We start from the raw sequence: 25,642 nt of genomic DNA on the forward strand, positions 1-25,642 counted from the left end.
TCACAGAAACACTGTGTGACGCGGAGCGTCACGAACTGCATTCCCACGCGGAGCATGGGAACGATAGCCATCCGAACGAGAAACTAGCTCGCTGTATTGCCGTGCAGTTTGGTCATCAGTTGCGCTTCGGCCTGGGTCAGGCCGCAGGACTGGGTCAGCTCATCGATGCTGGCACCCATGCCGACCAGACGGGCGGCCTGGGCGAAGGACAGCGTGGAGGGATCGCGCTGCTCCAGAGCAGTGAGCTTGTCCGGCAACGGCGCAACGACGGCACGCAGCTCATGCAACGCTTCGCCCATGCGCACCGTACCGTTCTGGTAGTTGTCCAGGCGTCTGGCCAACTCCTTGATCCGCTGATCCCGCAAGGCAGCCGCGTCATCACGCTCGGCGTCGAGCTTGCGCTGACGCCTGGTATGGGCCAGGAACATAAACAGGGTGACAACCCAGAGAATGCCCAGAAAGACGACAGCTACCTCAAAGATCAATCAGATGTTCTCCAGCTCGGACCACTCTTCTTCGGACATCATTTTGTCCAGTTCAACCAGAATCAACAGCTCGCCGTTCTTGTTGCAAACGCCCTGAATGAACTTGGCCGATTCGTCGTTACCGACGTTAGGCGCAGTTTCAACTTCTGACTGACGCAAGTAAACCACTTCAGCCACGCTATCGACCAGGATACCGACCACTTGCTTGTCGGCTTCGATGATCACGATACGCGTATTGTCGCTGACTTCAACCGGGGCCAGGCCAAAACGCTGACGGGTATCGATCACGGTCACGACATTACCGCGCAGGTTGATGATGCCCAATACGTAGCTTGGCGCACCCGGCACCGGGGCGATTTCAGTGTAGCGCAGCACTTCCTGCACCTGCATTACGTTGATGCCGTAGGACTCGTTATCCAGGCGGAACGTGACCCATTGCAGAATAGGATCTTCGGAACCTTGTGCAGACGACTTATTCATAACCCCAACCCCTCACGTGTGTTCTTTGCAGGTGATGCCACTGGCATCGACCCATGATTATTTCGACTTGTTCAACTGCTTGACCGCGCCACTGGCTATCAGCTCGGCCAACTCTGCAACATCCAGCAACGCGCACATGTGCTCGATGACCGTACCCGCCAGCCATGGACGATGACCTCGCTGCGCGCGCCATTTGATCTCGTTCGGATCAAGACGCAACGAACGGCTGACCTGATGCACCGCCAGCCCCCACTCGTACCCCTGCACCGAAATCACGTACTGCAATCCCTGGCGAAAATCGTCGCGGTAGCGATCAGGCATGATCCAGCGCGCGGTATCCAACACTTTCAGGTTGCCTGCCTGGCACGGCAGGATCCCGAGAAACCAGTCCGGCTGACCGAACAGCGGCGTCAGCTCCTGCCCCGCCAGCGGATAAATCGACCCCAGGCACACCAGCGGCACCGCCAGTGTCAGACCGGCCACATCGAACAACAGGCATTCGAACGGCTCGGCAGCCCATGCCGGACGACCATCGCTGGTCGGCGGTGGCGTCGGAGTGCGCTGGGCTGCCAGCGTGCTCAACTCGGCGACCGGCTCCACCAGCGCAACGGTGGGCACTGCCTCTTCAACCTGAGCCACGTCAACCTGCACCGCTTCGGCAACAATCACCGGAGCGACTTCAACCACTGGCGCAGGCGCTGCGACCTGTACCTCGACAGCCACCGCAGCCGGTGCGGCAACCGCGACCGCCAGCGGTTTGATCTGCGCCTGCATCCGCGCATCAAAGGCCTGCTCTTCGAGCACAGCCGCCTGAAATTCATCGATGCTGCTGACGGGCTCTTCGAGCACCTCAGTCGCGTCGTACAGCAATGCGTCCAGATAGGACTGCAATGCCAGTTTGGGTCGTGTTGCTACTTCTACAGGGCGGTTCATACCGGGGCCCAACAAAAAATGGAGCATGTGCAGCCTGATAGAGTTATCGGCCGCATTGAGGCATCACTTGAGCAAACAATGTAGAAAGAGTAGGCGTTCACGTCAGGCCACCTGCGCATTGAGCTGCTCGGCGAGCATATGCTTGAGCAATGCCCGGTAAGCGATCACACCACGACTCTTGCTGTCGTTCTGCGACGGCGTAAGACCCAGACGGCTGGCATCGCGCAGTCGGGTATCGACCGGCACATAGGCTTGCCAGACATGCTCGGGGAAGCTGTCACGCAACAGTTTCAAGGTGCCCATCGAGGCCTGGGTACGGCGGTCGAACAAGGTCGGCACGATGGTGTAAGGCAGCGGCACCTTGCGCGAACGGTTGATCATGGTCAGCGTATTGACCATGCGCTCCAGACCTTTCACGGCCAGAAACTCGGTTTGCACCGGAATCGCCAGTTGCTGGCTGGCCGCCAGTGCATTGACCATGAGAACGCCCAGCAGCGGCGGACTGTCGATCAACGCATAGTCAAAATCCTGCCACAACTGAGCCAGGCTTTTCGCGACAACCAGGCCCAGGCCGCTCTGGCCGGGTGACTGGCGTTCCAGCGTGGCGAGTGCAGTGCTGGACGGTATCAGCGAGATACGTTTGTCGCTGGTAGGCAGCAGCAACTGGCCGGGAAGACCGTCCGGCACCGCGCCTTTATGCAGGAACAGATCGAAAGCACTGTGTTCCAGCTCGTCCGGGTTATGCCCGAAATAACTGGTCATGGAGCCGTGAGGGTCCAGATCGACCACCACCACGCGCTTGCCTGAATCGGCCAGCAAACCGGCCAGGGCAATGGTCGTGGTGGTCTTTCCGACTCCACCTTTCTGGTTGGCTACTGCCCAGACTCTCATTAATTGTTTTCCTTCCGTACAGCGACGACCATACCGATACGATGTTTAGGGGGCGGGTGACGGAGAATTGACGGCGTTCGCGCGTACCGGCGGCTTTGCTGGCACCGGTGCAGTTTGTGTGCCAGCACGCCGCAATGCAGCATCCGGCTGCACATTGGCTGATCCGGCGCTGGTCAGGCTGCGGCGAATATCCAGATTCCGGGAGATAACCAGCACTACACGGCGGTTCTTGGCGCGTCCGGCGGTGCTGGTGTTGGGAACGATCGGCTGAAACTCACCGTAGCCCACCGAGGCGAGTCGCGCCGGATTGACGCCGTCCATGGCCAGCATGCGCACAATGCTGGCAGAACGCGCCGAAGACAGTTCCCAGTTGGTCGGAAACTGTGCAGTACTGATCGGCTGGTCGTCGGTAAAACCCTCGACATGGATCGGGTTGTCAAAGCGTTTGACGATCCCGGCGACCTTTTCAATGATGGTGAAGGCCTTGTCGCTGGGCATCGCATCGCCGCTGCCGAAAAGCATGCTGGAGTTAAGCTCGATCTCGATCCACAGTTCGTTGCCGCGCACAGTCATCTGGTCGGACTTGATCAGGTCACCGAAGGCATCGCGCACGTCCTGGGCGATGGTCTGCAACGGGTCATCGGACGCCTGACCTATGCCGGCGTCAGTCTGCTCGCTGTCCTTGACCAGCGGCTCGGCGGGCTTGATCGAGACCGGGCGTTGCTCACCGATGGGGATCGGCTTCATGGTGCGCTCGGTGTCGTTGAATACGCCGACCAATGCCTGGGACAGAATCTTGTACTTGCCTTCGTTGACCGAGGAAATCGAGTACATCACCACGAAAAACGCGAACAACAGGGTAATGAAGTCGGCATACGACACCAGCCAGCGTTCGTGATTTTCGTGTTCTTCGACCTGACGACGGCGAGCCATGCGCTGTTACTCCATGAAGCCTTGCAGCTTGAGTTCGATGGAGCGCGGGTTTTCACCCTCGGCGATGGACAAAAGACCTTCAAGCAACATTTCGCGATAGCGCGCCTGACGGTGGGCAATGGCCTTGAGCTTGTTCGCCACTGGCAGAAGGATCAGGTTGGCCATGGCCACACCATAGATCGTGGCGACAAAGGCCACCGCAATACCGCTGCCCAGTTGACTGGGGTCAGCCAGGTTGCCCATGACATGAATCAGGCCCATGACTGCGCCGATGATACCCACGGTCGGCGCGTAGCCGCCCATGCTTTCGAATACTTTCGCAGCCTGAATATCGCGGGTTTCCTGAGTGATGAAATCCACTTCGAGAATGCTGCGAATCGCTGCCGGCTCGGCACCATCGACCAACAGTTGCAAACCTTTGCGGGCATAACCGTCGGGCTCGGAATCGGCTACGGTTTCCAGACCCAGCAAGCCCTCTTTGCGGGCAGTCATGCTCCAGCCGATGACCCGGTCGACACCACCGGGCAGGTCGATACGTGGCGGGAAAATGATCCAGTGGATGATCTTCATGGCACGCATGAACGCGCTCATCGGCGACTGTAACAGCGAAGCACCGAGTGTACCGCCCAGCACGATCAGCGCCGCCGGGCCATTGAGCAAGGCACCGAGGTGTCCGCCTTCGAGAAAATTGCCACCAATGATTGCGACAAATGCCAGAATCAGACCGATAAGACTCAGTACATCCATCAGAGACAAGCCTCTACCAAGTGCCGACCGATGTCGTCGAGACTGTAGATCGCGTCCGCAAGCTCAGCCTTGACGATGGCCATCGGCATGCCATAAATCACGCAGCTCGCTTCATCCTGAGCCCACACGGTACTGCCGGCCTGCTTGAGCAGACGCGCGCCCTCACGGCCGTCAGCGCCCATGCCGGTCAAGACCACCGAAAGCACCTTGTCGCCGTAGGACTTGGCGGCAGAGCCAAAGGTGATGTCGACACAGGGCTTGTAATTGAGGCGCTCGTCGCCCGGCAGAATCTTCACCGTACCGCGTCCGTCAACCATCATCTGCTTGCCACCCGGCGCCAGCAGCGCCAGACCAGGACGCAATACGTCGCCGTCTTCGGCTTCCTTGACGCTGATCTTGCACAGCTTGTCGAGACGCTCGGCAAATGCCTTGGTAAACGCCGCAGGCATGTGCTGAATCAGCACCAGTGGTGCCGGGAAATTGGCTGGCAGTTGGGTCAGCACCCGTTGCAGCGCAACCGGGCCGCCCGTTGAGGTGCCGATGGCCACCAGCTTGTAGGCCTTGCGCTTGGCCGTGCCGGAAGTCGTCGGGTGCGCCGGCGCATGACTGGCCGGGGCGGCTGGAGCCGCAGCAGGTGTCGCAGTGCGTGACGGTACCGCCCTGGCAGGTGCCGGGGCTGGCGCAGAGGCGCGGCTGGACAACGTCGACGGCGCCGGTGCGGCCGGAGCTGCACTGGCTGAACCGAACCCGCTGGAACGACGGTTGCTACGTGAAATGCTATTGATTTTCTCGCACAGCAGTTGCTTGACCTTCTGCGGGTTGCGCGAGATATCTTCGAAATTCTTGGGCAGAAAATCCACCGCACCGGCATCAAGAGCATCCAGCGTCACGCGCGCACCTTCGTGCGTCAGCGACGAGAACATCAATACCGGGGTGGGGATACGCTGCATGATATGGCGAACTGCCGTAATGCCATCCATCATCGGCATTTCGTAGTCCATGGTGATGACATCCGGCTTGAGCGCCAGCGCCTGCTCAATCGCTTCCTTGCCGTTGGTGGCGGTGCCGACCACTACAATGTTGGGGTCCGAAGAAAGAATTTCCGTAACGCGGCGGCGGAAAAAACCGGAATCATCCACCACCAGGACCTTGACTGCCATAAACACTCCAATAGGTGTCGCAGGCAGCCAGGCTGCCCGCAACCCCGGGTTCAGATACGCCGTGCGGCGTAACGCTTGAGCATGCTGGGTACATCGAGAATCAAGGCGATGCGACCGTCACCGGTGATGGTGGCGCCCGACATGCCCGGCGTACCTTGCAGCATCTTGCCCAGCGGTTTGATAACCACTTCTTCCTGACCAACCAGTTGATCGACGACAAAGCCGATGCGCTGGGTACCGACTGTGAGGATCACCACATGCCCTTCGCGCTGCTCCTCGTGAGCCGCCGAACTGACCAGCCAGCGCTTGAGGTAGAACAGCGGCAAGGCCTTGTCACGTACGATCACCACTTCCTGGCCATCAACCACGTTGGTAGTCGACAGGTTCAGGTGGAAGATTTCGTTGACGTTGACCAGCGGGAAAGCGAAGGCCTGGTTGCCCAGCATCACCATCAGGGTCGGCATGATCGCCAGGGTCAGCGGCACCTTGATGACGATCTTCGAACCCTGGCCCTTGGTCGAGTAGATATTGATCGAACCGTTGAGCTGGGAGATCTTGGTCTTGACCACGTCCATGCCCACACCGCGACCCGACACATCGGAAATCTCGGTCTTGGTCGAGAAACCCGGCGCGAAGATCAGGTTGTAGCAGTCGGTGTCACTCAACCGATCGGCTGCATCCTTGTCCATGACGCCACGCTTCACAGCAATGGAGCGCAGGACGTTAGGGTCCATGCCCTTGCCGTCATCGGAGATCGACAGCAGGATATGGTCGCCCTCCTGCTCTGCCGAAAGGATTACCCGACCGCCGCGGGATTTGCCCGTGGCTTCGCGCTCTTCCGGCGTTTCGATACCGTGGTCGACCGCGTTACGCACCAAGTGGACCAGCGGATCGGCAAGCGCCTCTACGAGGTTCTTGTCGAGGTCGGTCTCTTCACCGACCAGTTCCAGGTTGATCTCTTTCTTGAGCTGACGAGCCAGGTCACGAACCAGACGCGGAAAACGACCGAAGACCTTCTTGATCGGCTGCATGCGGGTTTTCATCACCGCAGTCTGCAGATCGGCAGTCACCACATCCAGGTTGGAAACTGCCTTGGACATGGCTTCATCGCCGCTGTTGAGACCCAACCGCACCAGGCGGTTACGCACCAGAACCAGCTCGCCGACCATGTTCATGATCTCGTCCAGTCGGGCGGTATCGACACGAACCGTGGTTTCAGCCTCTGTAGCCACCGGCTTTTCGCCGCTGGGTGCAGGAGCGCGCGCAGGGGCCGGAGCCGAAGCGGGTTTGGCCGGCTCGGCTTTCGCAGCAGGCGCCGGAGCAGGCTTGGCAACAGGAGGCGGCGGTGGCGAAGCAGCCGCTGCGGCTGCCGGAGCAGGCGCCTTGGCAACAATCGCCTCAGGCTCGAACTTGCCCTTGCCGTGCAATTCGTCGAGCAGGCTTTCGAATTCGTGATCGGTGATTTCGTCCGATGCAGCCGCAGCAGCGGGTGCCTTGGCAGCAACGGCTACAGGTGCCGCAGCTACGGGAGCCGCTACAGCGCCATCAAACGAGCCTTTGCCGTGCAGTTGATCGAGCAACGCTTCGAATTCGTCGTCGGTGATTTCATCACTGGCAGGCGCTGCACTGCCCTGCGCCACAGGTGCAGGGGCCGGAGCGGTTGCGGCATCGGCCGCAAATTTGCCCTTGCCATGCAGCTGATCGAGCAGGGATTCAAATTCCTGATCGGTGATCTCATCACCCGCCGGCGCAGCCGCTGCTGCTGGCGTCTGTGCAGGCGCTGCAGACACCGGGCTGGAGCCGTGCAGCGAATCGAGCAACTGCTCGAATTCATCATCGGTAATCTCGTCGCCAGCCGCCGGTTCTGCAACCGGAGCAGCAGCCTGTACTTCAACCACCGGCTCCAGCTCAGGGGCAACGGCCTCGTCGGCGGATTGTGGCTCGGCCAGCCGCGCAAGTGCGGCCAGCAGTTCTGGCGTCGCCGGGGTTACGTCAGTCCGTTCACGTACCTGACCAAACATGCTGTTGACGGTGTCCAGTGCTTCCAGGACCACGTCCATCAGTTCGGAATCAACGCGACGCTCACCCTTGCGCAGGATGTCGAACACGTTTTCGGCGATGTGGCAGCACTCCACCAGCTCATGGAGCTGGAGGAAGCCGGCGCCCCCTTTTACAGTGTGAAAACCGCGAAAAATTGCATTGAGCAGGTCAGCATCATCCGGTCGGCTTTCCAGCTCGACCAATTGCTCTGACAACTGCTCCAGAATTTCGCCGGCCTCTACCAGAAAATCCTGAAGGATTTCTTCATCGGCGCCGAAGCTCATGGGGTGCTCCCTAAAATTAACCGTCAACAGACCTTAGAAGCCGAGGCTCGATAGCAGATCGTCTACATCATCCTGTCCGGATACGACGTCTTCACGTTTATCGGCATGAATCTGCGGACCTTCACCCTGAGCGAGATGTTTTTTAGGATCTTTTTCATCGAGGATGGATTGTTCGTCATGTTCGATGCCTGCGAAGCGATCGACGTGACTGGCCATGAGCACCAGTTTGAGCAGGTTGCTCTCGACTTCAGTGACCAGTTGCGTCACACGCTTGATGACCTGACCGGTAAGGTCCTGGTAATCCTGGGCGAGCAGAATGTCATTGAGATGTGCGGAAACCTGATGGGTTTCCTTCTCGGTACGCGTCAGAAAACCATCGACCCGCTTGGCCAGCTCGCGGAACTCTTCGGCACCGATTTCGCGGCGCATGAAACGTCCCCAGTCATCGCTCAATGCCTTGGCGTCGGAACTCAGGCCGTTCATGACCGGCGTACTCTCCTCCACCAGGTCCATGGTGCGGTTGGCCGCATTCTCGGTCAGCCTCACCACATACGACAGGCGTTCGGTAGCATCCGTGATCTGCGACACTTCCTCGGCTTGAGGCATGTGCGGATCAATGTGAAAGTTTACGATTGCACTGTGCAGCTCACGAGTCAGCTTGCCCACTTCCTGATAAAGGCCGCGGTCGCGTGTCTGATTGAGTTCGTGGATCAGTTGCACAGCGTCACCAAAACGACCCTTTTCAAGGCTGGTGACAAGTTCCTGCGCGTGTCTTTTTAAGGTCGACTCAAAGTCGGCCATCGAATCATTGTTATCCATAGCGCCCTCGCGGCTTGCATCAGCTATTGACGCGTTCAAAGATCTTGTCGATCTTGTCTTTCAGGGCTTGGGCAGTGAATGGCTTGACTACATAACCGTTCACCCCAGCCTGGGCAGCTTCAATGATCTGCTCACGCTTGGCTTCGGCAGTGACCATCAGCACGGGAAGGCTCTTGAGGCGTTCGTCCTTGCGGACTTCGCGCAGCAGATCGATACCGGACATGCCAGGCATGTTCCAGTCCGTCACTAGAAAGTCAAAGGCACCGCTCTGCAGCATCGGCAATGCGGTCAGACCATCATCCGCTTCCGATGTGTTGGTAAACCCCAGATCACGCAAAAGGTTCTTGATGATCCGCCGCATCGTTGAGAAGTCATCAACGATGAGGATTTTCATGTTCTTGTCCAATTCGACCTCCAAGCAGTCTTTAACGCGTTCAGCACCTGAACACGCTGTTCACTCAATACTGGCACAGCACACCCCCGGCTGTACGAAACGACGACGGGCTTGGCACAACAACAGGCAAGGACCTGAGAAACAAGCCCATCAAGGCAATGCCTGACAGGCTTCTGACGGGTCCATCCTGTTACCACGTAACGCTCTGCACAGCCGGCTTGCAGTCAACGCGCGGCCATAGACCGCACATTGCCTGTCAACGCGCTCGCCACTCCCCCAAACGCCCTCGCAAACGAGCTGCGCACTGGCTGTGTAACTGACTGACCCGAGATTCGCTGACCCCCAGAACCTCTCCGATTTCCTTGAGGTTCAGCTCTTCGTCGTAGTACAGCGCCAACACCAGACGCTCACGCTCTGGCAGATTGGCAATTGCATCGGCCAACGCAGCCTGGAAGCGCTCGTCTTCCAGGTCGCGCGACGGCTCAAGCGAACCGCTTGCGCCATCCTCGTGCAGCCCTTCATGATCGCCGTCCTGCAGCAGGTCGTCGAAACTGAAGAGGCGGCTGCCCAAGGTATCGTTCAAAATCCCGTAGTAATCATCGAGACTTAACTGGAGTTCGGCCGCAACCTCGTGATCTTTAGCGTCACGGCCGGTTTTAGCTTCAATTGCCCGAATTGCGTCACTCACCATGCGCGTATTGCGGTGTACCGAGCGTGGCGCCCAGTCCCCCTTGCGCACTTCATCGAGCATCGCACCACGGATGCGGATGCCGGCATAGGTCTCGAAACTCGCACCCTTGGTGGAATCATACTTGGTGGAGACTTCAAGCAGGCCGATCATGCCGGCCTGGATCAGATCCTCGACCTGCACGCTGGCCGGCAAGCGCGCCAGCAGATGATAAGCGATACGCTTGACCAAGGGCGCATAGCGCTCGATCAACTCGTATTGTGAATTACGGGAAGTCTTGCTGTACATCTGGTAGCCGCTCGCAGTCATTGCACAGGCCCTGCACTGGTCTGGTGAACGAGTCGCTCAACGAAGAACTCGAGATGACCCCGCGGGTTGGCTGGCAACGGCCAGGTATCAACCTTCTGGGCAATGGCCTTGAAGGCCAGTGCACATTTGGAACGCGGGAATGCTTCGTAAACGGCGCGCTGTTTCTGTACAGCCTTGCGTACGCATTCGTCGTACGGCACGGCACCTACATACTGCAGCGCAACATCGAGAAAACGATCCGTCACTTTGGTCAGTTTGGCGAACAGGTTGCGCCCTTCCTGCGGGCTCTGTGCCATGTTGGCCAGCACCCGGAAGCGGTTCATGCCGTAATCGCGATTGAGCAGTTTGATCAGGGCGTAGGCATCGGTGATCGACGTGGGCTCGTCGCACACCACCAGCAGCACTTCCTGAGCGGCGCGCACGAAGCTGACCACCGACTCGCCGATACCGGCGGCTGTGTCGATCACCAGCACATCGAGGTTGTCGCCAATCTCGCTGAACGCCTGGATCAGGCCGGCATGCTGAGCGGGCGACAGATGCACCATGCTCTGGGTGCCGGACGCAGCGGGTACGATCCGAACCCCGCCCGGCCCCTGCAACAGCACGTCGCGCAACTCACAACGCCCCTCGATGACATCGGCAAGCGTGCGCTTGGGCGTCAACCCAAGCAGCACGTCGACATTGGCCAGACCCAGATCGGCGTCCAGCAGCATGACGCGACGGCCGAGCTCGGCGAGGGCCAGTGAAAGGTTCACTGACACGTTAGTCTTACCGACGCCACCTTTGCCACCGGTCACCGCGATAACCTGTACGGGATGCATGCTGCCCATGTTATTTCTTTACCTTGTCTTGCGTAGACCGAAACCACATCGAGGGCTGCACGTGCGCAAATGAACACCGCATGGCAGACCGTTGACGCAGGGACATTCCAATAATATCCATCACTTAACCCACTCTCTTGCCAGGGGTGTGATAGAGGTCAGCAAACATATCAGCCATTGCTTCTTCACTGGGCTCATCCTGCATTTGCACACTCACCGCGCGGCTTACCAGTTGATGACGACGCGGGGTATGCAGGTCATCAGGAATGCGTGGTCCGTCCGTGAGGTAGGCCACAGGTAATTCGTGACTGATCGCCAGGCTCAGGACTTCACCGAGGCTGGCTGTTTCATCAAGCTTGGTCAGAATGCATCCGGCCAGGCCACAACGTTTGTAACTGTGATACGCGGCTGTCAGCACCTGCTTCTGGCTGGTGGTTGCCAGTACCAGATAGTTGCGCGACTTGATGCCGCGACCCGCGAGGCTTTCCAGCTGCATGCGCAGCGCAGGATCACTGGCCTGCAGGCCGGCGGTGTCAATCAGCACCACGCGCTTGCGCAGCAGCGGTTCCAGCGCCTGAACCAGAGACTGGCCAGGATCGATATGGGTGACCGGTACGTTGAGGATGCGCCCAAGGGTCTTGAGCTGCTCCTGCGCGCCGATGCGGAAACTGTCCATGCTGACCAGTGCGATATTCTGCGGGCCGTACTTCAACACGTAACGTGCTGCCAGTTTGGCCAGCGTGGTGGTCTTGCCCATGCCGGCAGGACCGACCATTGCAATCACGCCGCCCTCTTCGAGTGGCTCGACTTCAGGGACGGCGATCATGCGGGCCAGGTGCGCCAGCAGCATGCGCCAGGCCTGACGAGGCTCGTCGATCTCCGGAATCATCGACAGCAGGTCGCGTGACAGCGGGCCGGACAGGCCGACACGTTGCAGGCGGCGCCACAGGTTGGCCTGCTGCGGACGAGTGCCCTGCAGCTGGTTCCAGGCCAGCGAGCCGAGCTGGACTTCCAGCAGCTCACGCAGGCCGTTCAATTCGGAGCGCATCGAGTCATAGGCGCGCTGGCCAATGGCAGGCTCGGCGGCCTGTGGCGGTGCGTACGCGAATGGACGCGGCGGCTCTTCGAGTGTCGGCTCGATGTGCGTCTCGGCAGGGTTGGCCGGCTTGCCGGAAAACAGCTGCAGGTTCACCGATGCGTCGCTGTCGCTGCGGTTGTTCAATTCGGCCTGGGCGGAAACGATGCGCGACTGAGTCTTGCGCAGCTCGTCTTCCAGTTCCATGTTCGGCACACGCGGTGCCAGGGCGGACAGCTTGTAATCCAGAGCAGCAGTCAGCTCTACGCCACCGGCAATGCGCCGGTTACCGATGATGGCCGCTTCAGCGCCCAGCTCATCGCGAACCAGCTTCATGGCTTGACGCATATCGGCGGCGAAAAATCGCTTAACTTGCATGACTCACTACCTCAGCCGTTTGGCCCGACAGTCGCTACGATGGTTACTTGCTTGTTGTCCGGAATTTCCTGATACGCCAGAACATGCATGTTCGGTACAGCCAATCGTCCAAATCGTGACAGCATCGCCCGGACAGGCCCTGCTACCAGAAGAATTACCGGCAACCCTTGCATCTCCTGACGCTGGGCCGCCTCGATCAACGAACGCTGGAGCTTCTCAGCCATGCTTGGCTCAAGAAGAACGCCTTCTTCCTGACCCTGACCAGCCTTCTGCAAACTATTGAGCAATATCTGTTCCAACCTTGGCTCCAGAGTGATAACAGGCAGCTCCGGCTCAACGCCTACAATGCTTTGGACGATTGCGCGGCTCAGACCCACGCGCACTGCGGCCACCAAAGCGGCGGTATCTTGACTCTTCCCGGCGTTGTTGGCGATAGCCTCTGCAATGCTGCGAATATCCCGCACAGGTACGTGTTCAGCCAGCAGCGCCTGCAGCACGTTGAGCAGCGAGGACAGCGACAGCACGCCCGGTACCAGCTCTTCAGCCAGCTTGGGCGAGCTTTTGGCCAGCAATTGCATCAATTGCTGGACTTCTTCGTGGCCGATCAGCTCATGCGAATGTTTGTAGAGAATCTGGTTCAGGTGGGTTGCCACTACCGTACTGGCATCGACCACGGTGTAACCCAGCGACTGCGCCTGACTGCGCTGGCTGATTTCGATCCACACGGCTTCCAGACCAAACGCCGGGTCTCTGGCGGTAATGCCGTTCAGGGTGCCGAACACTTGACCGGGGTTGATCGCCAGTTCGCGATCCGGGTAGATCTCGGCCTCGGCCAGAATCACACCCATCAGCGTCAGACGATAGGCGCTTGGCGCCAGATCGAGGTTGTCGCGAATGTGCACGGTAGGCATCAGGAAACCGAGCTCTTGCGAGAGCTTCTTGCGCACACCCTTGATACGCGCCAGCAACTGGCCACCTTGATTGCGATCCACCAGCGGAATCAGGCGATAACCCACTTCCAGGCCAATGATATCGATGGGCGTCACGTCATCCCAACCCAGTTCTTTGGCATCCTGAACACGGGTCGGCGAAGGCAGCAGGTCTTGCTGGCGCTGCACTTCAGCGATGGCCTCGACCTTCACCTGATTTTCTTTTTTCCACAACAGGTAGGCGCCGCCTGCGGCAACCAGCCCGAGACTGATAAAGGAAAAGTGCGGCATGCCCGGGACAAGGCCCATGACGATCATGATTGCAGCGGAAACCCCCAGCGCCTTGGGCGAGGCGAACATCTGACGATTGATCAGCTTGCCCATCTCTTCCGAACCGGAAGCACGGGTCACCATGATCGCTGCGGCGGTGGACAGCAGCAGTGATGGCAATTGCGCCACCAAACCGTCACCGATGGTCAACAGGGTATAAACACGGCCGGCGTCGGCGAAAGTCATGTTGTGTTGCAGGATACCGACCAGCATGCCGCCGATCAGGTTGATGAACAGAATCAGCAGACCGGCAATCGCATCGCCGCGCACGAATTTACTGGCACCGTCCATGGAACCGTAGAACTCGGCTTCCTGGGCGACTTCGGCACGGCGGCGCTTGGCTTCCGGCTGATCGATGAGGCCGGCGTTGAGGTCGGCGTCGATCGCCATCTGTTTGCCGGGCATCGCGTCGAGGGTAAAGCGTGCGCTCACCTCGGAAATACGGCCGGCACCCTTGGTGATAACCACGAAGTTGATGATCATCAGAATCGCGAACACCACGATACCGACGACGTAGTTGCCACCGATCACCACTTCACCGAAGGCCTGAATCACCTTGCCCGCCGCGGCGTGGCCGTCCTGACCGTGAAGCATCACCACCCGCGTGGAAGCGACGTTCAGCGCCAGACGCAGCAACGTGGCGACCAGCAGAATGGTCGGAAACACAGAAAAATCCAGCGGCCGCAGGGCGTACACGCAGACCAGCAGTACGACGATGGACAGTGCAATGTTGAACGTGAAGAACACGTCCAGCAGGAACGGCGGCATAGGCAACATCATCATTGCCATCATGACCAGCAACAACAACGGAACGCCCAACTGACCACGGCCCAGGCCTGTGATGTTGCTGCGTGCGCTACTGAGTAATTGAGAGCGATCCACTGATTCGTTACCTGCGCACTAGATCAAAACATTGACGCCGATGGCGCCCTGTATCGACCCTGTTGCAAAAATCTGTCCAACTTTTACAAAGCCAGTGGCGGTAAGGCTTTAGGCACAGAAGTCACGTAAATCCGGTGCGCTGAGCGCAGTCAGAAAATCTTCTCGTTTAGCTGTGCAAGAACGGACGCGGAGCGTCCGGAACGGCATGCCCGCGCGGAGCATGGGCAGGTGTCTGCCGGAAAAATCTCGCTCCTCACGCTTCAGCGCGGGAATGCCGTGGGTGACGCTCTGCGTCACAAATCTGCGCCGCACCACGCGTCCAGGAGCAGACTACGCGTCGCGCTGCAGGTCGGGCGGGATCTTGATGTCGCCCAGAGGGTCGGGGCGCTTGCCCTGACCGGCGCGGAACTGGCGGATCTGGTAGACGTAGGCCAGCACCTGGGCGACTGCCAGATACAGCCCGGCAGGGATCTCCTGGTCAAGCTCGGTGCTGTAGTAGATAGAACGCGCCAGTGCCGCAGACTCCAGAATCAGGATCTCGTTATGCGCGCCGATTTCACGAATTTTCAGCGCCACCAGATCAGTACCCTTGGCCAACAACATCGGCGCCCCGCCCTGCTCGGGATCGTATTTGAGGGCGACGGCGAAGTGTGTCGGGTTGGTGATGATCACGTCTGCTTCGGGAACGGAGGCCATCATGCGCCGCTGCGACATTTCACGCTGCAACTGACGAATACGTTGCTTGACCTCCGGGCTGCCCTCGCTGTTCTTGTGCTCGTCGCGCACCTCCTGCTTGGTCATCAGCAATTTCTTGTGCGCTTCATACAACACGAACGGCACATCCGCCGCCGCGATGAATATCAGGCCGCAGGCCATCCAGAAACTGCTCCAGCCCACCACCACCAGGCTATGGATCATGGCCTGCTCGAGCGGCTCGTGAGCAATCGCGACCAGATCCTTGCGCTCATTGTTCAGGACCACCAGCGCCACTGCCAGAGTGATCAGGAATTTTCCGAAGGACTTGAGCAACTCGACCAGCGCATGCGGCGAGAACATGCGTTTGAGCCCTGCTGCCGGGTTCATGCGGCTGAACTTGGGCATCAACGATTTGGTTGCGAAAAGCCAGCCACCGAGCATGATCGGCCCCACCAGTGCAGCAACCAGCATGGCGATCAGAAACGGCAGGACCACGACCAGCGCATGCATCCCGGAACTGAGCAGCGCCTTGCCCATGTAGGACTGGTCCATCAGGGTTTCACGGGATATCGTGAAATTGTCACGCATCAGTTCGGACATCATCAGGGCGATATCAGAGCCGAACATCAGTAACCCGCCCGCCCCCATCAGCATCACCACCAGCGTGGTCAGCTCCTTGGAGCGCGCGATCTGGCCGTCAGCCCGTGAGTCCTTGACCTTTTTTTCCGTGGGGTCTTCTGTCTTGTCCTGGCCATTCTCGTTTTCTGCCATTCAACGAGCCCTCACCATATCGCGCAACGCCTGCAATGCCTGCGTTGCGATCGGTTGATACTGATTGAGCATGTCACCCATGGTCATCCACAGAATGACCATGCCCAACACCAGCGTAAGCGGGAAGCCGATGGAAAAGATGTTGAGTTGCGGCGCGGCGCGAGTCATGACCCCGAAGGCGATGTTGATGATCAGCAGCGCGGTGATCGCAGGCAATACCAGTCGCAGACCCGAAGCCAGTGCCCAGCCCAGCCCATTGGCCAGCTCCCAGAAGTTATTGACCAGCAAACCACTGCCGACCGGCATCGTGGTAAAGCTCTCGACGAGAACCTCCAGCACCACCAGATGGCCGTTCATGGCCAGGAACAACAGGGTGACCAGCATCGTGAAGAACTGACCAATGGTGGCGGAGGAAACACCGTTGGTAGGGTCGACCATTGACGCAAAGCCCATCCCCATCTGCGTCGAGATGATCTGTCCCGCGATGACAAAGATATGGAAGAACAACTGCAACGACAAGCCCATCCCGGCGCCGATGATGATCTGTTCACCGATCAGCAACAGCGCGCTCAGGTCGAGCGCCTGCACGGGCGGCATGGCTGGGAGCGCAGGCGCGACCACTACGGTGATCGCCACGGCGAGATACATGCGCACGCGACGCGGGACCAGCGTGGTGCCGATGATCGGCATGGTCATCAGCAACGCGATGATGCGAAACAGCGGCAGCATGAAGCTGGCTACCCAGATACTGATCTGGGTATCGGTCAGCGCAAGCATCGGCTGCATGCGGTGCTAGCCGATCAGGGTCGGAATACTGGTGTACAACGACAGCATGTATTCCATGAATATTTTCAACAGCCACGGGCCGATGACGATAAGGGTGACGAGCATCACCAGCAGACGCGGCAGGAAGCTCAAGGTCTGTTCGTTGATCTGCGTGGCCGCCTGAAACATGGCCACCAGCAGACCGCACAACAGGCTCGGCACCACAAGAATCGCGACCAGCACAGTGGTCAGCCACAGCGCCTCGCGGAACAGATCGACGGCTACTTCCGGCGTCATCGGGCAGACTCCTCAGTAAAACGGCTCATACGCCACCAAAACTGCCAGCCAGGGTGCCGACAATCAGCGCCCAGCCGTCCACCAGTACAAACAGCATGATCTTGAACGGCAGAGAAATGATCAGCGGCGACAGCATCATCATACCCATCGCCATCAGCACACTGGCCACCACCAGATCGATGATCAGAAACGGAATGAAGATCATGAAGCCGATCTGAAACGCCGTCTTGAGTTCCGAAATCACGAACGCCGGAACCAGAATGGTCAATGGCGCGGCATCCGGGGTCGGAATGTCGGTACGCTTGGACAGGCGCATGAACAGCTCGAGATCGCTGGTGCGCGTCTGGGCCAGCATGAAGTCCTTGATCGGCACTTGCGCCTTGGCCACCGCATCCTGCGCGGAAAGTTTCTCCGCCAGGTAAGGCTGCAAGGCGTCCTGATTCACCCGATCGAAGACCGGCGCCATGATGAACATGGTCAGAAACAGCGCCATGCCGGTGAGGATCTGGTTCGACGGCGCCTGCTGCAGGCCGAGGGCCTGACGCAGGATCGAGAAGACGATGATGATTCGCGTGAAGCTGGTCATCAACATAACAAACGCCGGAATGAAGCTCAGCGCGGTCATGATCAGCAGAATCTGCAGGCTGACCGAATACTCCTGCTGACCATCGGCACCGTTGGACAGCGTGATCGCCGGAATCGACAGCGGATCGGCCGCCAGCGCAGCAGGCGTCACCATGACCAGCAACAGCAGTATCAGGAAACGCAAGGCGCCCATCACTTCTTGTCCTTATCCTTGCCCATCAGCTCCATCAGGCGCTGAGCGAATTCAGGGGTGGCCTGCTCGCGCACCGGCACCTGCACCGGCTCCTTGAGCACATGCAGAGGCGTGATTCGCCCGGGCGTAATGCCCAGCAGCACCTGTTCATTGCCGATCTGCACCAGCACCAGCCGATCACGCGGCCCCAGCGCGCGCGAACTCACCAGCTCGATCACCTGATTGCTGTTCGGCCCGACGCGCTGCACCCGGCGCATCAGCCAGGCGAGCACGAAGATCAGACCAATCACCAGGATCAGACCGAACAGCAGTTGCACCACCTGCCCGCCCATGCCGCCGGAGACCGTGTTGGCCACCTGCGCAGGCGCCGCCTGAGCGGCGGGTTCGGCGGCCCAGGCCAGCGATGGCAGGGTCAGCAGAACACTCAGCCAGCGCCTCACTTAGCGCAGCTTCTTGATGCGTTCGCTCGGGCTGATCACGTCGGTCAGACGGATGCCGAACTTTTCGTTGACCACCACCACTTCGCCATGCGCGATCAGTGTGCCGTTGACCAGCACATCCAGCGGTTCGCCCGCCAGACGATCCAGCTCGATCACCGAGCCCTGGTTGAGCTGCAACAGGTTGCGAATGTTAATGTCGGTGCTGCCCACTTCCATGGAGATCGATACCGGAATGTCGAGAATCACATCCAGATTGGGACCATCCAGAGAAACCGGACCAGTGCTTTTCGGCACGCTGCCAAACTCTTCCATGGCCATCCGGCTACCCGAATTCCCGGCGTCCGCAGCCAGCAACGCATCAATATCAGCCTGACTGTCGCCAGCTTCGCCCAAGGCAGCAGCCCATTCATCGGCCAATGCCTGGTCTTCAGCAGACGTCATATCGTTTTCATCAGCCATCGGTTGTCCTCTGCACGCAGTATTTCAGTTACGCAACAATTTCCGACGCAGACCAGAAAGGTCAGCGTCGCGCTATGGGTTCGATTACTTGCAGGGCCATCTTGCCCTTGTGCGAGCCAAGCTTGACCTTGAATGAAGGTACGCCATTGGCTCGCATGACCAGCGAGTCGCTCAGTTCCACCGGGATCACATCACCAGGGCGCATGTGCAGAATGTCCCGCAACGGCAACTGGCGCTGGGCGATGGTCGTCGTGAGCGGCACGTTGACGTCCAGCACGTCTTCCTTGAGCGCGTTGACCCAACGCTCATCCTGGTCGTCCAGATCGGACTGGAAACCGGCATCGAGCATTTCGCGGATCGGCTCAATCATCGAGTACGGCATGGTCACGTGCAGATCGCCACCACCGCCATCGAGTTCGATGTGGAAGGTGGAAATAACTACAGCCTCGCTCGGCCCTACGATGTTGGCCATGGCCGGGTTCACTTCCGAGTTGATGTACTCGAAATTCACTTCCATGATCGCCTGCCAGGCCTCCTTGAGGTCGACAAACGCCTGATCCAGCACCATGCGCACGACACGCAGTTCGGTCGGCGTGAACTCCCGGCCTTCGATCTTGGCGTGACGCCCGTCACCGCCGAAAAAGTTGTCCACCAGCTTGAACACCAGCTTGGCATCGAGAATGAACAGCGCGGTGCCACGCAGCGGCTTGATCTTGGCCAGGTTAAGGCTGGTCGGCACGTACAGGGAATGCACGTACTCACCGAACTTCATGACCTGGACACCGCCCACCGCCACGTCCGCAGAGCGGCGCAGCAGGTTGAACATGCTGATACGCGTGTAGCGGGCGAATCGCTCGTTGATCATTTCCAGCGTCGGCATGCGTCCGCGGACGATCCGGTCCTGGCTGGTCAGGTCGTAACTTTTGACGCTGCCAGGTTCGCTGTTGTTGTCGGTCTGGACCATCCCATCGTCGACGCCATGCAGCAGCGCATCGATCTCATCCTGGGAGAGCAGGTCTTGCACGGCCATGTGAGAGTCCTACTGCAATACGAAGTTAGTGAAGAGCAGCTGTTCGATCACAGTCTTGCCGAGTTCTTTCTGTGCGACTTCCTGAATGCTGGCGGTCGCTTTCTGGCGCAGCATTTCCTGGCCGATCGGCGAAGCCAGCGATTCGAAGGGAATGGCTGCAAACAGCATGACCAGATTATTGCGGATCAATGGCATGTGTACCTTCAGCGCTTCCATGTCGGCTGCGTTACGGCCCAGCATGGTAATACTCACCTGCATGTAGCGTTGGCGACCGTTGGCGTTGAAGTTGACGACGAAGGCCGGGGTCATCGGTTCGAACACCGCCACTGGCTTGACGTTCGCTGCCGCTGCAGCCGCCGCTGGATCTACCTTGCTTTCGCTCTTGTGCATGAGGAACCAGGTCGCGCCCACCGACAAGCCTACCGCCAGCAGCAACGCCACGACGGCGATGATAATGAGCTTGAGTTTGCCTTTACCTTTGCCTGTGGTCGCGGGGTCTTTAACTTCTTCGCTCTGCGCCATGCCAATAATCCGTCACTATTCAAGAGGTTCTTCAATACGTGACAGAGGCAGAGCAAGTGTTATGCCAGAGTTGTACGAAACGGGGATGTATCGGACACAACCGGTTACGCGCCAGGGCGCGCAGGGATCGTGATTCTTGTGCCAGCGCTGAGGGCCCGGCCCGGGAGTTGATGACTATCGCCCCCACGCTCCGCGTGGCAATGCCGTTCGTGACGTCGCGTCGCGGCTGCCACGACTATCGTTCCTCACGCTCCAGCGTGGGAATGCAGTTCGTGACGCTCTGCGTCACACGGCGGTTTTTCTTTGTCAGGTGGATTGAGGTTCGACTCAGGGGACCTTTTCGCCCCTCGGCGACTCACTTTGAGGGACCAAAGTGAGCAAAGTCCTTCGCTCCTGTTTCCGGCCCGACTTCGTCGGGTTCCTTCGTCCTGACACTGATCCGGGGGTCGCCGCAACGGGCCCTCCATGGCCCGGTGCGGCTAGCCTGGCGTCCTGCCAGGCTACCCCCGGATCAGCGCCAGGACTCAGCCGTCACTAACGTCGCACTCTGCGTCGTCAGTGCCATCGTGCTCGAAAAGCACTTTAGAGTAGTCGGGCTAGAGGCACGGCCCGGTAGCTGATGACTATCGTTCCTCACGCTCCAGCGTGGGAATGCAGTTCGTGACGCTCTGCGTCACACAACGGTTCTGTGATATCAGGCTAATTAGCGTTTGGCTCAAATCACCTTTTCGCCCCTCGACTTCATCAGTGCCATCGCGCTCAAAAAGCATTTCTGCGCCAAGACGTGAAGACAATGCATGACATCGTGTAGCGACTGCCATGTGACGCAGGAGCCTCACGCGTAATAATCGATCTCACTGGTGCCGATCACACGTGCTGCTGGCTGGCTGACCGGGATGGCCGCATCGACGCCTGCGATTTCATCGGAGCTATCGCCGGAGCTCATGCCACCGCCACGACCGCTGCGCTGGGAGCGGCTGGCCTGTTCCTGAGCCTGTTGCTGGGCCTGCTGTTGCGACTGATCGGAGACATTGACGTCGACGTTGCCAAGCCCCTGCTGCACGAACGATTCACGCAGCTTCGACATCTGGCTTTCCAGCGCATCACGTACGCCCATGTGCGCGCTCATGAATGTCACCTGGGTCTGCTGCTCAGGCGCCATGTTGATACGGATATCAAGACGACCGAGTTCGGCAGGTTCCAGCTTGATATCGGCGGTCTTGAGGTTCTGGCTCGACAGGTACATGACGCGATCGACGATGCCTTCGGTCCAGCCGCTTTGATGCATGGCCAACGGTTGGTTCATCAAGGGTGCGGCAGGTGCAGCCGCTGCGCGTGCAGGTTGCGCGGCCTGACTGAGCGCTGCGAGGCGATCGGCAAAGTTGTCGACGCGAGTATCACCGGCGGCGCCTTTGACATCCTTCAGCCCCTCGCCGATCAAACCGCTGAACGACTTGTCACTGCTTTCGGTGCTGCCGCCTTCGGACGGAAGCTGCTCGCTCAAGACCGACAGGTTATTGACGATATTCTGATTCGGGTCAGCTTCAGCATTGCTCGGCGTCGCCTTGTTGGCAGCCTGGGCATTCTGCGTAGCCAGTTGAGTCTTGGCAGTGGCGTTTTCCAGCGCCAGCTGCACAGCATCCAGACCATCAAGCGGATCGGCGTCAGGATCGAAGGCTTCTTTAGCCACTGCTGGCGGTGCCGCCTGCGTAGTGGTGAGCGCCGAAACCGCTGGCGCAGTGACAACTTCCGCACCTGGCGCCTTGGCTACAACAGGTGCCGCGGGAGCCTGTGCGGCCATTGCCTGCAATGCCGGATCAAGGACTGGATCAAGGGCCGGATCGACGATCGCCTGGCCGTCATTCAGCGCCGGATCGGCAGAGGCCTGCGCATCATCCTGCTTCGAGTCAGAATGGGCTGCGTCATCATCTGCAGCAGCCGGCCTGGCTGGCAAATCATTGCCGCTATCGGCAACGCCAGACTTGTCGGCGGCATTTGCCTGATCGCTTGCAGGCTTGTCCTTGCCGGCGGCAACCTTGTCCTTGTCAGGCGCGGTCTTGTCGCGGGCTGGCTTTACTGGCGCATCTTCGCGCGCAGGCACGGTGTCTTTCGCCTGCTTTGCATAGACATTGGAAAAGCTGGAGGCCCCGTCCTTGCTGCTGTCAGCAGACTTGACCGCATTGTTGGCCACACCGGACCTGGCGGTCACAGAGGTTGTGGCCTGAAGAAGCGCATTGGTAGCAAGGGGCATTTCGGTCTCCGCATCAGCTGCTGGTTATCGCCTTACCGAAATAGTTAGCAATATACGGGCCAGCTATCTAATGATTCCCCATAGCGGGGATCGAGGGTATGACTCTAAGGGCTCAGATGACGAACAGCTGCCGCTCGGAATTGAACAGCCCGCGAATCGTCATGTATTCGCTATCGATCGTGCCAATCAATTCTGCCAGACCTGCGAACTGCTCCTGACGGGCCTGCTCCTCGAGCTGACGGCACAGCTCGGAAAGCTGCAAGGCCCCCATGTTGCTGCTGCTGCCCTTGAAACTGTGAGCGGTAAGGCTCAACTCCTGAAAGTCAGGATTGCGGGACCCGGCAGCCAGACGCAGCTGCGCGATACGCTGCTCGGAATCCTTGATAAAAACATCCAGCAAGGTTGGATATTCGTCTTCCATGACCTCCTGCAAGGTATTCAACACGCTGTAATCCAGATGAATCGACACTTGTTCACTCCTTGATCAAGACTCCAGGCGGGGATTATGCCACTCCCTCCCAGGAAAATTCCACGCAGGCGGTCCTGCCATCCCTGGACCACCTGGCCTCGCGGCTCAACTCACAGACCAGATGCAGCCCGCGACCATACAGTTCATTGCCGGCAGGCGTCAGCGTCCGGGTCTTTTCCACATCAAATCCCTGGCCGCTGTCCTCGACGCCGAGGGTCAGCCGACCGCCCTGCGCGACCGTTTCAACCTGCAGGGTCATGCGGATGAAGCCGGACTGCAGCCTGTCGAGGCGTTCTGCCCGCTGCTGATAATAGAGCGCGAAGCCTGCTGCGTCGTGCTTGAGCGCCGAATCCAACCCTAGCACACCATGCTCCAGCGCATTGCTGTACAGCTCGCCGAGCACCATATGCAGTGCAGCGCCCTGATCACGCAGGCCGTGAACCTCCAGCAGCAATTGCAGTACGTAAGGCAGGGGGTTGAAACGCTTGAGGGTCGAGGCGCGAAACTCGAAGCTGGCCGACCAGTCCAGCGGGCTGGAGGCGCCGCTGTCCGAATACATCATGGCAGGCAGACTTTGCAGCGGCGCTTCGACAGCGCTGACTTCCAGCAGACTGACATCGTCACGCGCCTTGCCGCCAAATTCGTTGAGCGCCTCGAGGATCTCTTCGATCAGCAACTGCGGTTCGCGATTGGCCGACAGAACCTGTCGCAGACGCTGCGCACCGAACAGCTCCTCCTGACTGTTACTGGTGTCGAGCACGCCGTCGGACAACAGAAATATGCGGTCACCCGGCGCCAACGGATACACGTCGGTGCGCGCGTCGAAGGCATCGACGCTCAATACGCCCAAGGGCAGATGATTCGAGGCCAGCGGCACATGCTCGCCCTGTGCGCCGCGCAGCAGGTAGCCGTCCGGCAAGCCACCGCTCCAGACCTCGACCTGCCGCTGCGGCAGATTGATACACAGCAGCGTCGCACAACAAAACATGTCGACCGGGAGGATGCGTTTGAGCTTGGCGTTCATTTCACGGAGGATTTCAACCAAGCCATAGCCCTTGGCTGTCATGCCATAGAACACTTCTGCAAGCGGCATCGCGCCAACGGCAGCCGGCAAGCCATGTCCGGTGAAATCACCGAGCAGCACCTGCATGTGCCCGGCGGGGGTGTAAGCAGCCAGCATCAGGTCGCCGTTGAACAGTGCGTAGGGGGACTGCAGGTAGCGAATGTTGCTCGCCCCCAGGCAACCGGCGTGGGCGATCTGATCGAACACCGCCTTGGCGACACGTTGCTCATTGAGCAGATACTCATGGTGCCTGGCGATCTGGTCACGCTGCTGGCGAACAGTTTCGTGCAATACCCGCAAACGGTTCATGGCGTTGAGCTTGGCGGCCAATACCAGCGGGTTGTAAGGCTTGGACATAAAGTCGTCACCACCGGCGTCCAGACAGCGTGCAAGCGCCTCGCCTTCGGTGAGCGAGGTCAGGAAGATGATCGGCACCAGCGATTCGCCGGCCATCGCCTTGATCCTTCGCGCGGCCTCGAAACCATCCATGACCGGCATCATGGCGTCCATCAGAATCAAATGCGGGCTTTCGGCCTTGAAGATGGCAACCGCTTCGACACCGTTGCCCGCGCTGAGGACCCGGTGACCCTGCCGCGCCACGATGGCTGACAGCAGCAAGCGGTCACTGGTGCTGTCATCAGCGATCAGAATGCACAGTTTGTTCGGGGCTGGCTGCACGGGGTATGCTCAATTCGAACAGCTTCGAGAAATTGGAAATGGCCAGAATCTTCAGCACATCAGGCGTGCAGTTGACCAGGCGTACCAATGCCTTGTCACCTCCGGCGTGATCGCGCAGCAGCAACAGCATGCCCAGCGCAGAACTGTCCAGATAATGCGTACCGCGCAGGTCGACCACGTAGTTCAGCGACTGCGGATAGTCCTCATAGGCAGTGCGAAACGCCTGATGGGAATTGAAATCGAAACGCCCTTCGATATAAAGGGTCAGCGTCTGGCCATCGGCAGAACGTTCGGAAGTGACAGTCATGGGAACCTCGAGGTGTTTCATCACCGAGACATTGATAGCGTAGACCAGCCAGAGAGATCACTGCGGGTCTGATTGAGTCAAACGTCAGAATTGTTCATGACGAGGCAGGCGCTGCGACAACTCGTCGAGCAATTTCTGCTCGCGCTTGTCTTCCAGCCTGCGCGCCTCGTCCATGTACCGCTGCACCAGCTTGCGCAAGCCCTCTACCCGCGCGTAGCAATCCTGCCAGGCGCTGCGCGCCCGATCCAGATTGGCTTTGTGCCATTCAAGACTTTTGTATTGCTGGGCAACGGCGACATCGAGCTGACTGAGAAAGCGTTGATAACCCAGCAGCCACTGCCCGGAAACCCCGGCACTGCCGCGCTGCAACCATTGTTGCTGATAATCCTGACGAAACTGGTCAAGTTCCTGCAGCTTGTTGTTGGCAAGATTGACCTGCCCCTGGAAGTGCCCAAGGCGCTGGGCGGCAGTTCGCTCGGCAGCCTCTGCCATCTCGACCACCGGCGCCAGACGCGCCGCTCGACTCTGCGCCATGGGT

General features: G+C 59.2%; 27 protein-coding genes. All 27 read right to left on the reverse strand.

Features of this window, described 5'->3' with window-relative positions; genetic code table 11:
- Positions 1 to 83: 83 nt before the first annotated feature.
- Entirely contained in the window at positions 84 to 485 is a 402-nt protein-coding gene (locus KUIN1_RS17620) for a DUF2802 domain-containing protein (protein WP_003412376.1), read from the reverse strand.
- On the reverse strand, positions 486 to 965 hold the full coding sequence (locus KUIN1_RS17625) for a chemotaxis protein CheW (RefSeq protein ID WP_003370201.1): 480 nt from the start codon (positions 963 to 965) through the stop codon (positions 486 to 488).
- Positions 966 to 1,022: 57 nt separating this feature from the next.
- Entirely contained in the window at positions 1,023 to 1,925 is a 903-nt protein-coding gene (locus KUIN1_RS17630) for a CheW domain-containing protein (protein ID WP_004408099.1), read from the reverse strand.
- A gap of 75 nt (positions 1,926 to 2,000) precedes the next feature.
- The gene (locus KUIN1_RS17635) at positions 2,001 to 2,789 is read right to left on the reverse strand and encodes a ParA family protein (RefSeq protein WP_003316833.1); all 789 of its coding nucleotides are present in this window, start codon (positions 2,787 to 2,789) and stop codon (positions 2,001 to 2,003) included.
- Positions 2,790 to 2,834: 45 nt separating this feature from the next.
- The gene (gene motD / locus KUIN1_RS17640; protein WP_004408098.1) at positions 2,835 to 3,722 is read right to left on the reverse strand and encodes a flagellar motor protein MotD; all 888 of its coding nucleotides are present in this window, start codon (positions 3,720 to 3,722) and stop codon (positions 2,835 to 2,837) included.
- A gap of 6 nt (positions 3,723 to 3,728) precedes the next feature.
- Positions 3,729 to 4,469, reverse strand: coding sequence for a flagellar motor protein (locus tag KUIN1_RS17645; protein WP_003436124.1), 741 nt, complete (start codon positions 4,467 to 4,469; stop codon positions 3,729 to 3,731).
- Positions 4,469 to 5,629 (reverse strand): protein-glutamate methylesterase/protein-glutamine glutaminase, encoded by a 1,161-nt coding sequence (locus KUIN1_RS17650; protein ID WP_004408097.1) that lies wholly within the window; start codon positions 5,627 to 5,629, stop codon positions 4,469 to 4,471. The genes KUIN1_RS17645 and KUIN1_RS17650 overlap by 1 nt, the downstream gene beginning before the upstream one ends.
- A gap of 50 nt (positions 5,630 to 5,679) precedes the next feature.
- Entirely contained in the window at positions 5,680 to 7,953 is a 2,274-nt protein-coding gene (locus KUIN1_RS17655) for a chemotaxis protein CheA (RefSeq protein ID WP_152092142.1), read from the reverse strand.
- A 33-nt stretch (positions 7,954 to 7,986) separates the two neighbouring features.
- Positions 7,987 to 8,772 carry a protein phosphatase CheZ gene (locus KUIN1_RS17660; protein ID WP_003316828.1) on the reverse strand — a complete coding sequence of 262 codons (786 nt, stop codon included), beginning with the start codon at positions 8,770 to 8,772 and terminating at the stop codon, positions 7,987 to 7,989.
- 19 nt (positions 8,773 to 8,791) lie between these two features.
- On the reverse strand, positions 8,792 to 9,166 hold the full coding sequence (locus KUIN1_RS17665) for a chemotaxis response regulator CheY (RefSeq protein WP_161420660.1): 375 nt from the start codon (positions 9,164 to 9,166) through the stop codon (positions 8,792 to 8,794).
- Positions 9,167 to 9,422: 256 nt separating this feature from the next.
- Complete coding sequence (fliA, locus tag KUIN1_RS17670) at positions 9,423 to 10,163, reverse strand: RNA polymerase sigma factor FliA (RefSeq protein ID WP_003378731.1); 741 nt, start codon at positions 10,161 to 10,163, stop codon at positions 9,423 to 9,425.
- A complete protein-coding gene (gene fleN / locus KUIN1_RS17675) occupies positions 10,160 to 10,993 on the reverse strand; it encodes a flagellar synthesis regulator FleN (RefSeq protein ID WP_003412391.1) in 834 nt (277 codons plus the stop codon). The genes fliA and fleN overlap by 4 nt, the downstream gene beginning before the upstream one ends.
- Positions 10,994 to 11,108: 115 nt before the next feature.
- Positions 11,109 to 12,437: a flagellar biosynthesis protein FlhF gene (flhF, locus tag KUIN1_RS17680; RefSeq protein ID WP_054092318.1), complete on the reverse strand. Its 1,329-nt coding sequence runs from the start codon at positions 12,435 to 12,437 to the stop codon at positions 11,109 to 11,111.
- A gap of 11 nt (positions 12,438 to 12,448) precedes the next feature.
- The gene (flhA, locus tag KUIN1_RS17685; RefSeq protein WP_003412395.1) at positions 12,449 to 14,578 is read right to left on the reverse strand and encodes a flagellar biosynthesis protein FlhA; all 2,130 of its coding nucleotides are present in this window, start codon (positions 14,576 to 14,578) and stop codon (positions 12,449 to 12,451) included.
- Between the two features lie 330 nt (positions 14,579 to 14,908).
- Positions 14,909 to 16,045, reverse strand: coding sequence for a flagellar biosynthesis protein FlhB (gene flhB, locus KUIN1_RS17695; protein WP_003316822.1), 1,137 nt, complete (start codon positions 16,043 to 16,045; stop codon positions 14,909 to 14,911).
- Entirely contained in the window at positions 16,046 to 16,831 is a 786-nt protein-coding gene (fliR, locus tag KUIN1_RS17700) for a flagellar biosynthetic protein FliR (protein ID WP_152092143.1), read from the reverse strand.
- Between the two features lie 6 nt (positions 16,832 to 16,837).
- Positions 16,838 to 17,107 carry a flagellar biosynthetic protein FliQ gene (locus KUIN1_RS17705; protein ID WP_002554277.1) on the reverse strand — a complete coding sequence of 90 codons (270 nt, stop codon included), beginning with the start codon at positions 17,105 to 17,107 and terminating at the stop codon, positions 16,838 to 16,840.
- 25 nt (positions 17,108 to 17,132) lie between these two features.
- A complete protein-coding gene (fliP, locus tag KUIN1_RS17710) occupies positions 17,133 to 17,885 on the reverse strand; it encodes a flagellar type III secretion system pore protein FliP (RefSeq protein WP_003316820.1) in 753 nt (250 codons plus the stop codon).
- Positions 17,885 to 18,325 (reverse strand): flagellar biosynthetic protein FliO, encoded by a 441-nt coding sequence (gene fliO, locus KUIN1_RS17715; RefSeq protein WP_003343990.1) that lies wholly within the window; start codon positions 18,323 to 18,325, stop codon positions 17,885 to 17,887. The genes fliP and fliO overlap by 1 nt, the downstream gene beginning before the upstream one ends.
- The gene (gene fliN / locus KUIN1_RS17720; protein WP_003316817.1) at positions 18,326 to 18,784 is read right to left on the reverse strand and encodes a flagellar motor switch protein FliN; all 459 of its coding nucleotides are present in this window, start codon (positions 18,782 to 18,784) and stop codon (positions 18,326 to 18,328) included. It abuts the gene before it with no gap.
- 61 nt (positions 18,785 to 18,845) lie between these two features.
- On the reverse strand, positions 18,846 to 19,814 hold the full coding sequence (gene fliM / locus KUIN1_RS17725) for a flagellar motor switch protein FliM (RefSeq protein WP_003422170.1): 969 nt from the start codon (positions 19,812 to 19,814) through the stop codon (positions 18,846 to 18,848).
- 9 nt (positions 19,815 to 19,823) lie between these two features.
- The gene (gene fliL / locus KUIN1_RS17730) at positions 19,824 to 20,336 is read right to left on the reverse strand and encodes a flagellar basal body-associated protein FliL (protein WP_003343996.1); all 513 of its coding nucleotides are present in this window, start codon (positions 20,334 to 20,336) and stop codon (positions 19,824 to 19,826) included.
- A gap of 835 nt (positions 20,337 to 21,171) precedes the next feature.
- On the reverse strand, positions 21,172 to 22,587 hold the full coding sequence (locus tag KUIN1_RS17745) for a flagellar hook-length control protein FliK (RefSeq protein WP_152092144.1): 1,416 nt from the start codon (positions 22,585 to 22,587) through the stop codon (positions 21,172 to 21,174).
- A 112-nt stretch (positions 22,588 to 22,699) separates the two neighbouring features.
- Positions 22,700 to 23,056, reverse strand: coding sequence for an Hpt domain-containing protein (locus KUIN1_RS17750; RefSeq protein WP_103714150.1), 357 nt, complete (start codon positions 23,054 to 23,056; stop codon positions 22,700 to 22,702).
- A gap of 34 nt (positions 23,057 to 23,090) precedes the next feature.
- A complete protein-coding gene (locus tag KUIN1_RS17755; protein WP_152092145.1) occupies positions 23,091 to 24,797 on the reverse strand; it encodes a fused response regulator/phosphatase in 1,707 nt (568 codons plus the stop codon).
- Entirely contained in the window at positions 24,757 to 25,104 is a 348-nt protein-coding gene (locus tag KUIN1_RS17760) for an STAS domain-containing protein (protein WP_024639350.1), read from the reverse strand. The genes KUIN1_RS17755 and KUIN1_RS17760 overlap by 41 nt, the downstream gene beginning before the upstream one ends.
- 84 nt (positions 25,105 to 25,188) lie before the next feature.
- Positions 25,189 to 25,638 (reverse strand): flagellar export protein FliJ, encoded by a 450-nt coding sequence (gene fliJ / locus KUIN1_RS17765; RefSeq protein ID WP_002554288.1) that lies wholly within the window; start codon positions 25,636 to 25,638, stop codon positions 25,189 to 25,191.
- Positions 25,639 to 25,642: the final 4 nt, after the last annotated feature.

The organism is Pseudomonas sp. KUIN-1, assembly GCF_009176725.1.
GTDB classification, from domain to species: domain Bacteria; phylum Pseudomonadota; class Gammaproteobacteria; order Pseudomonadales; family Pseudomonadaceae; genus Aquipseudomonas; species Aquipseudomonas fragariae.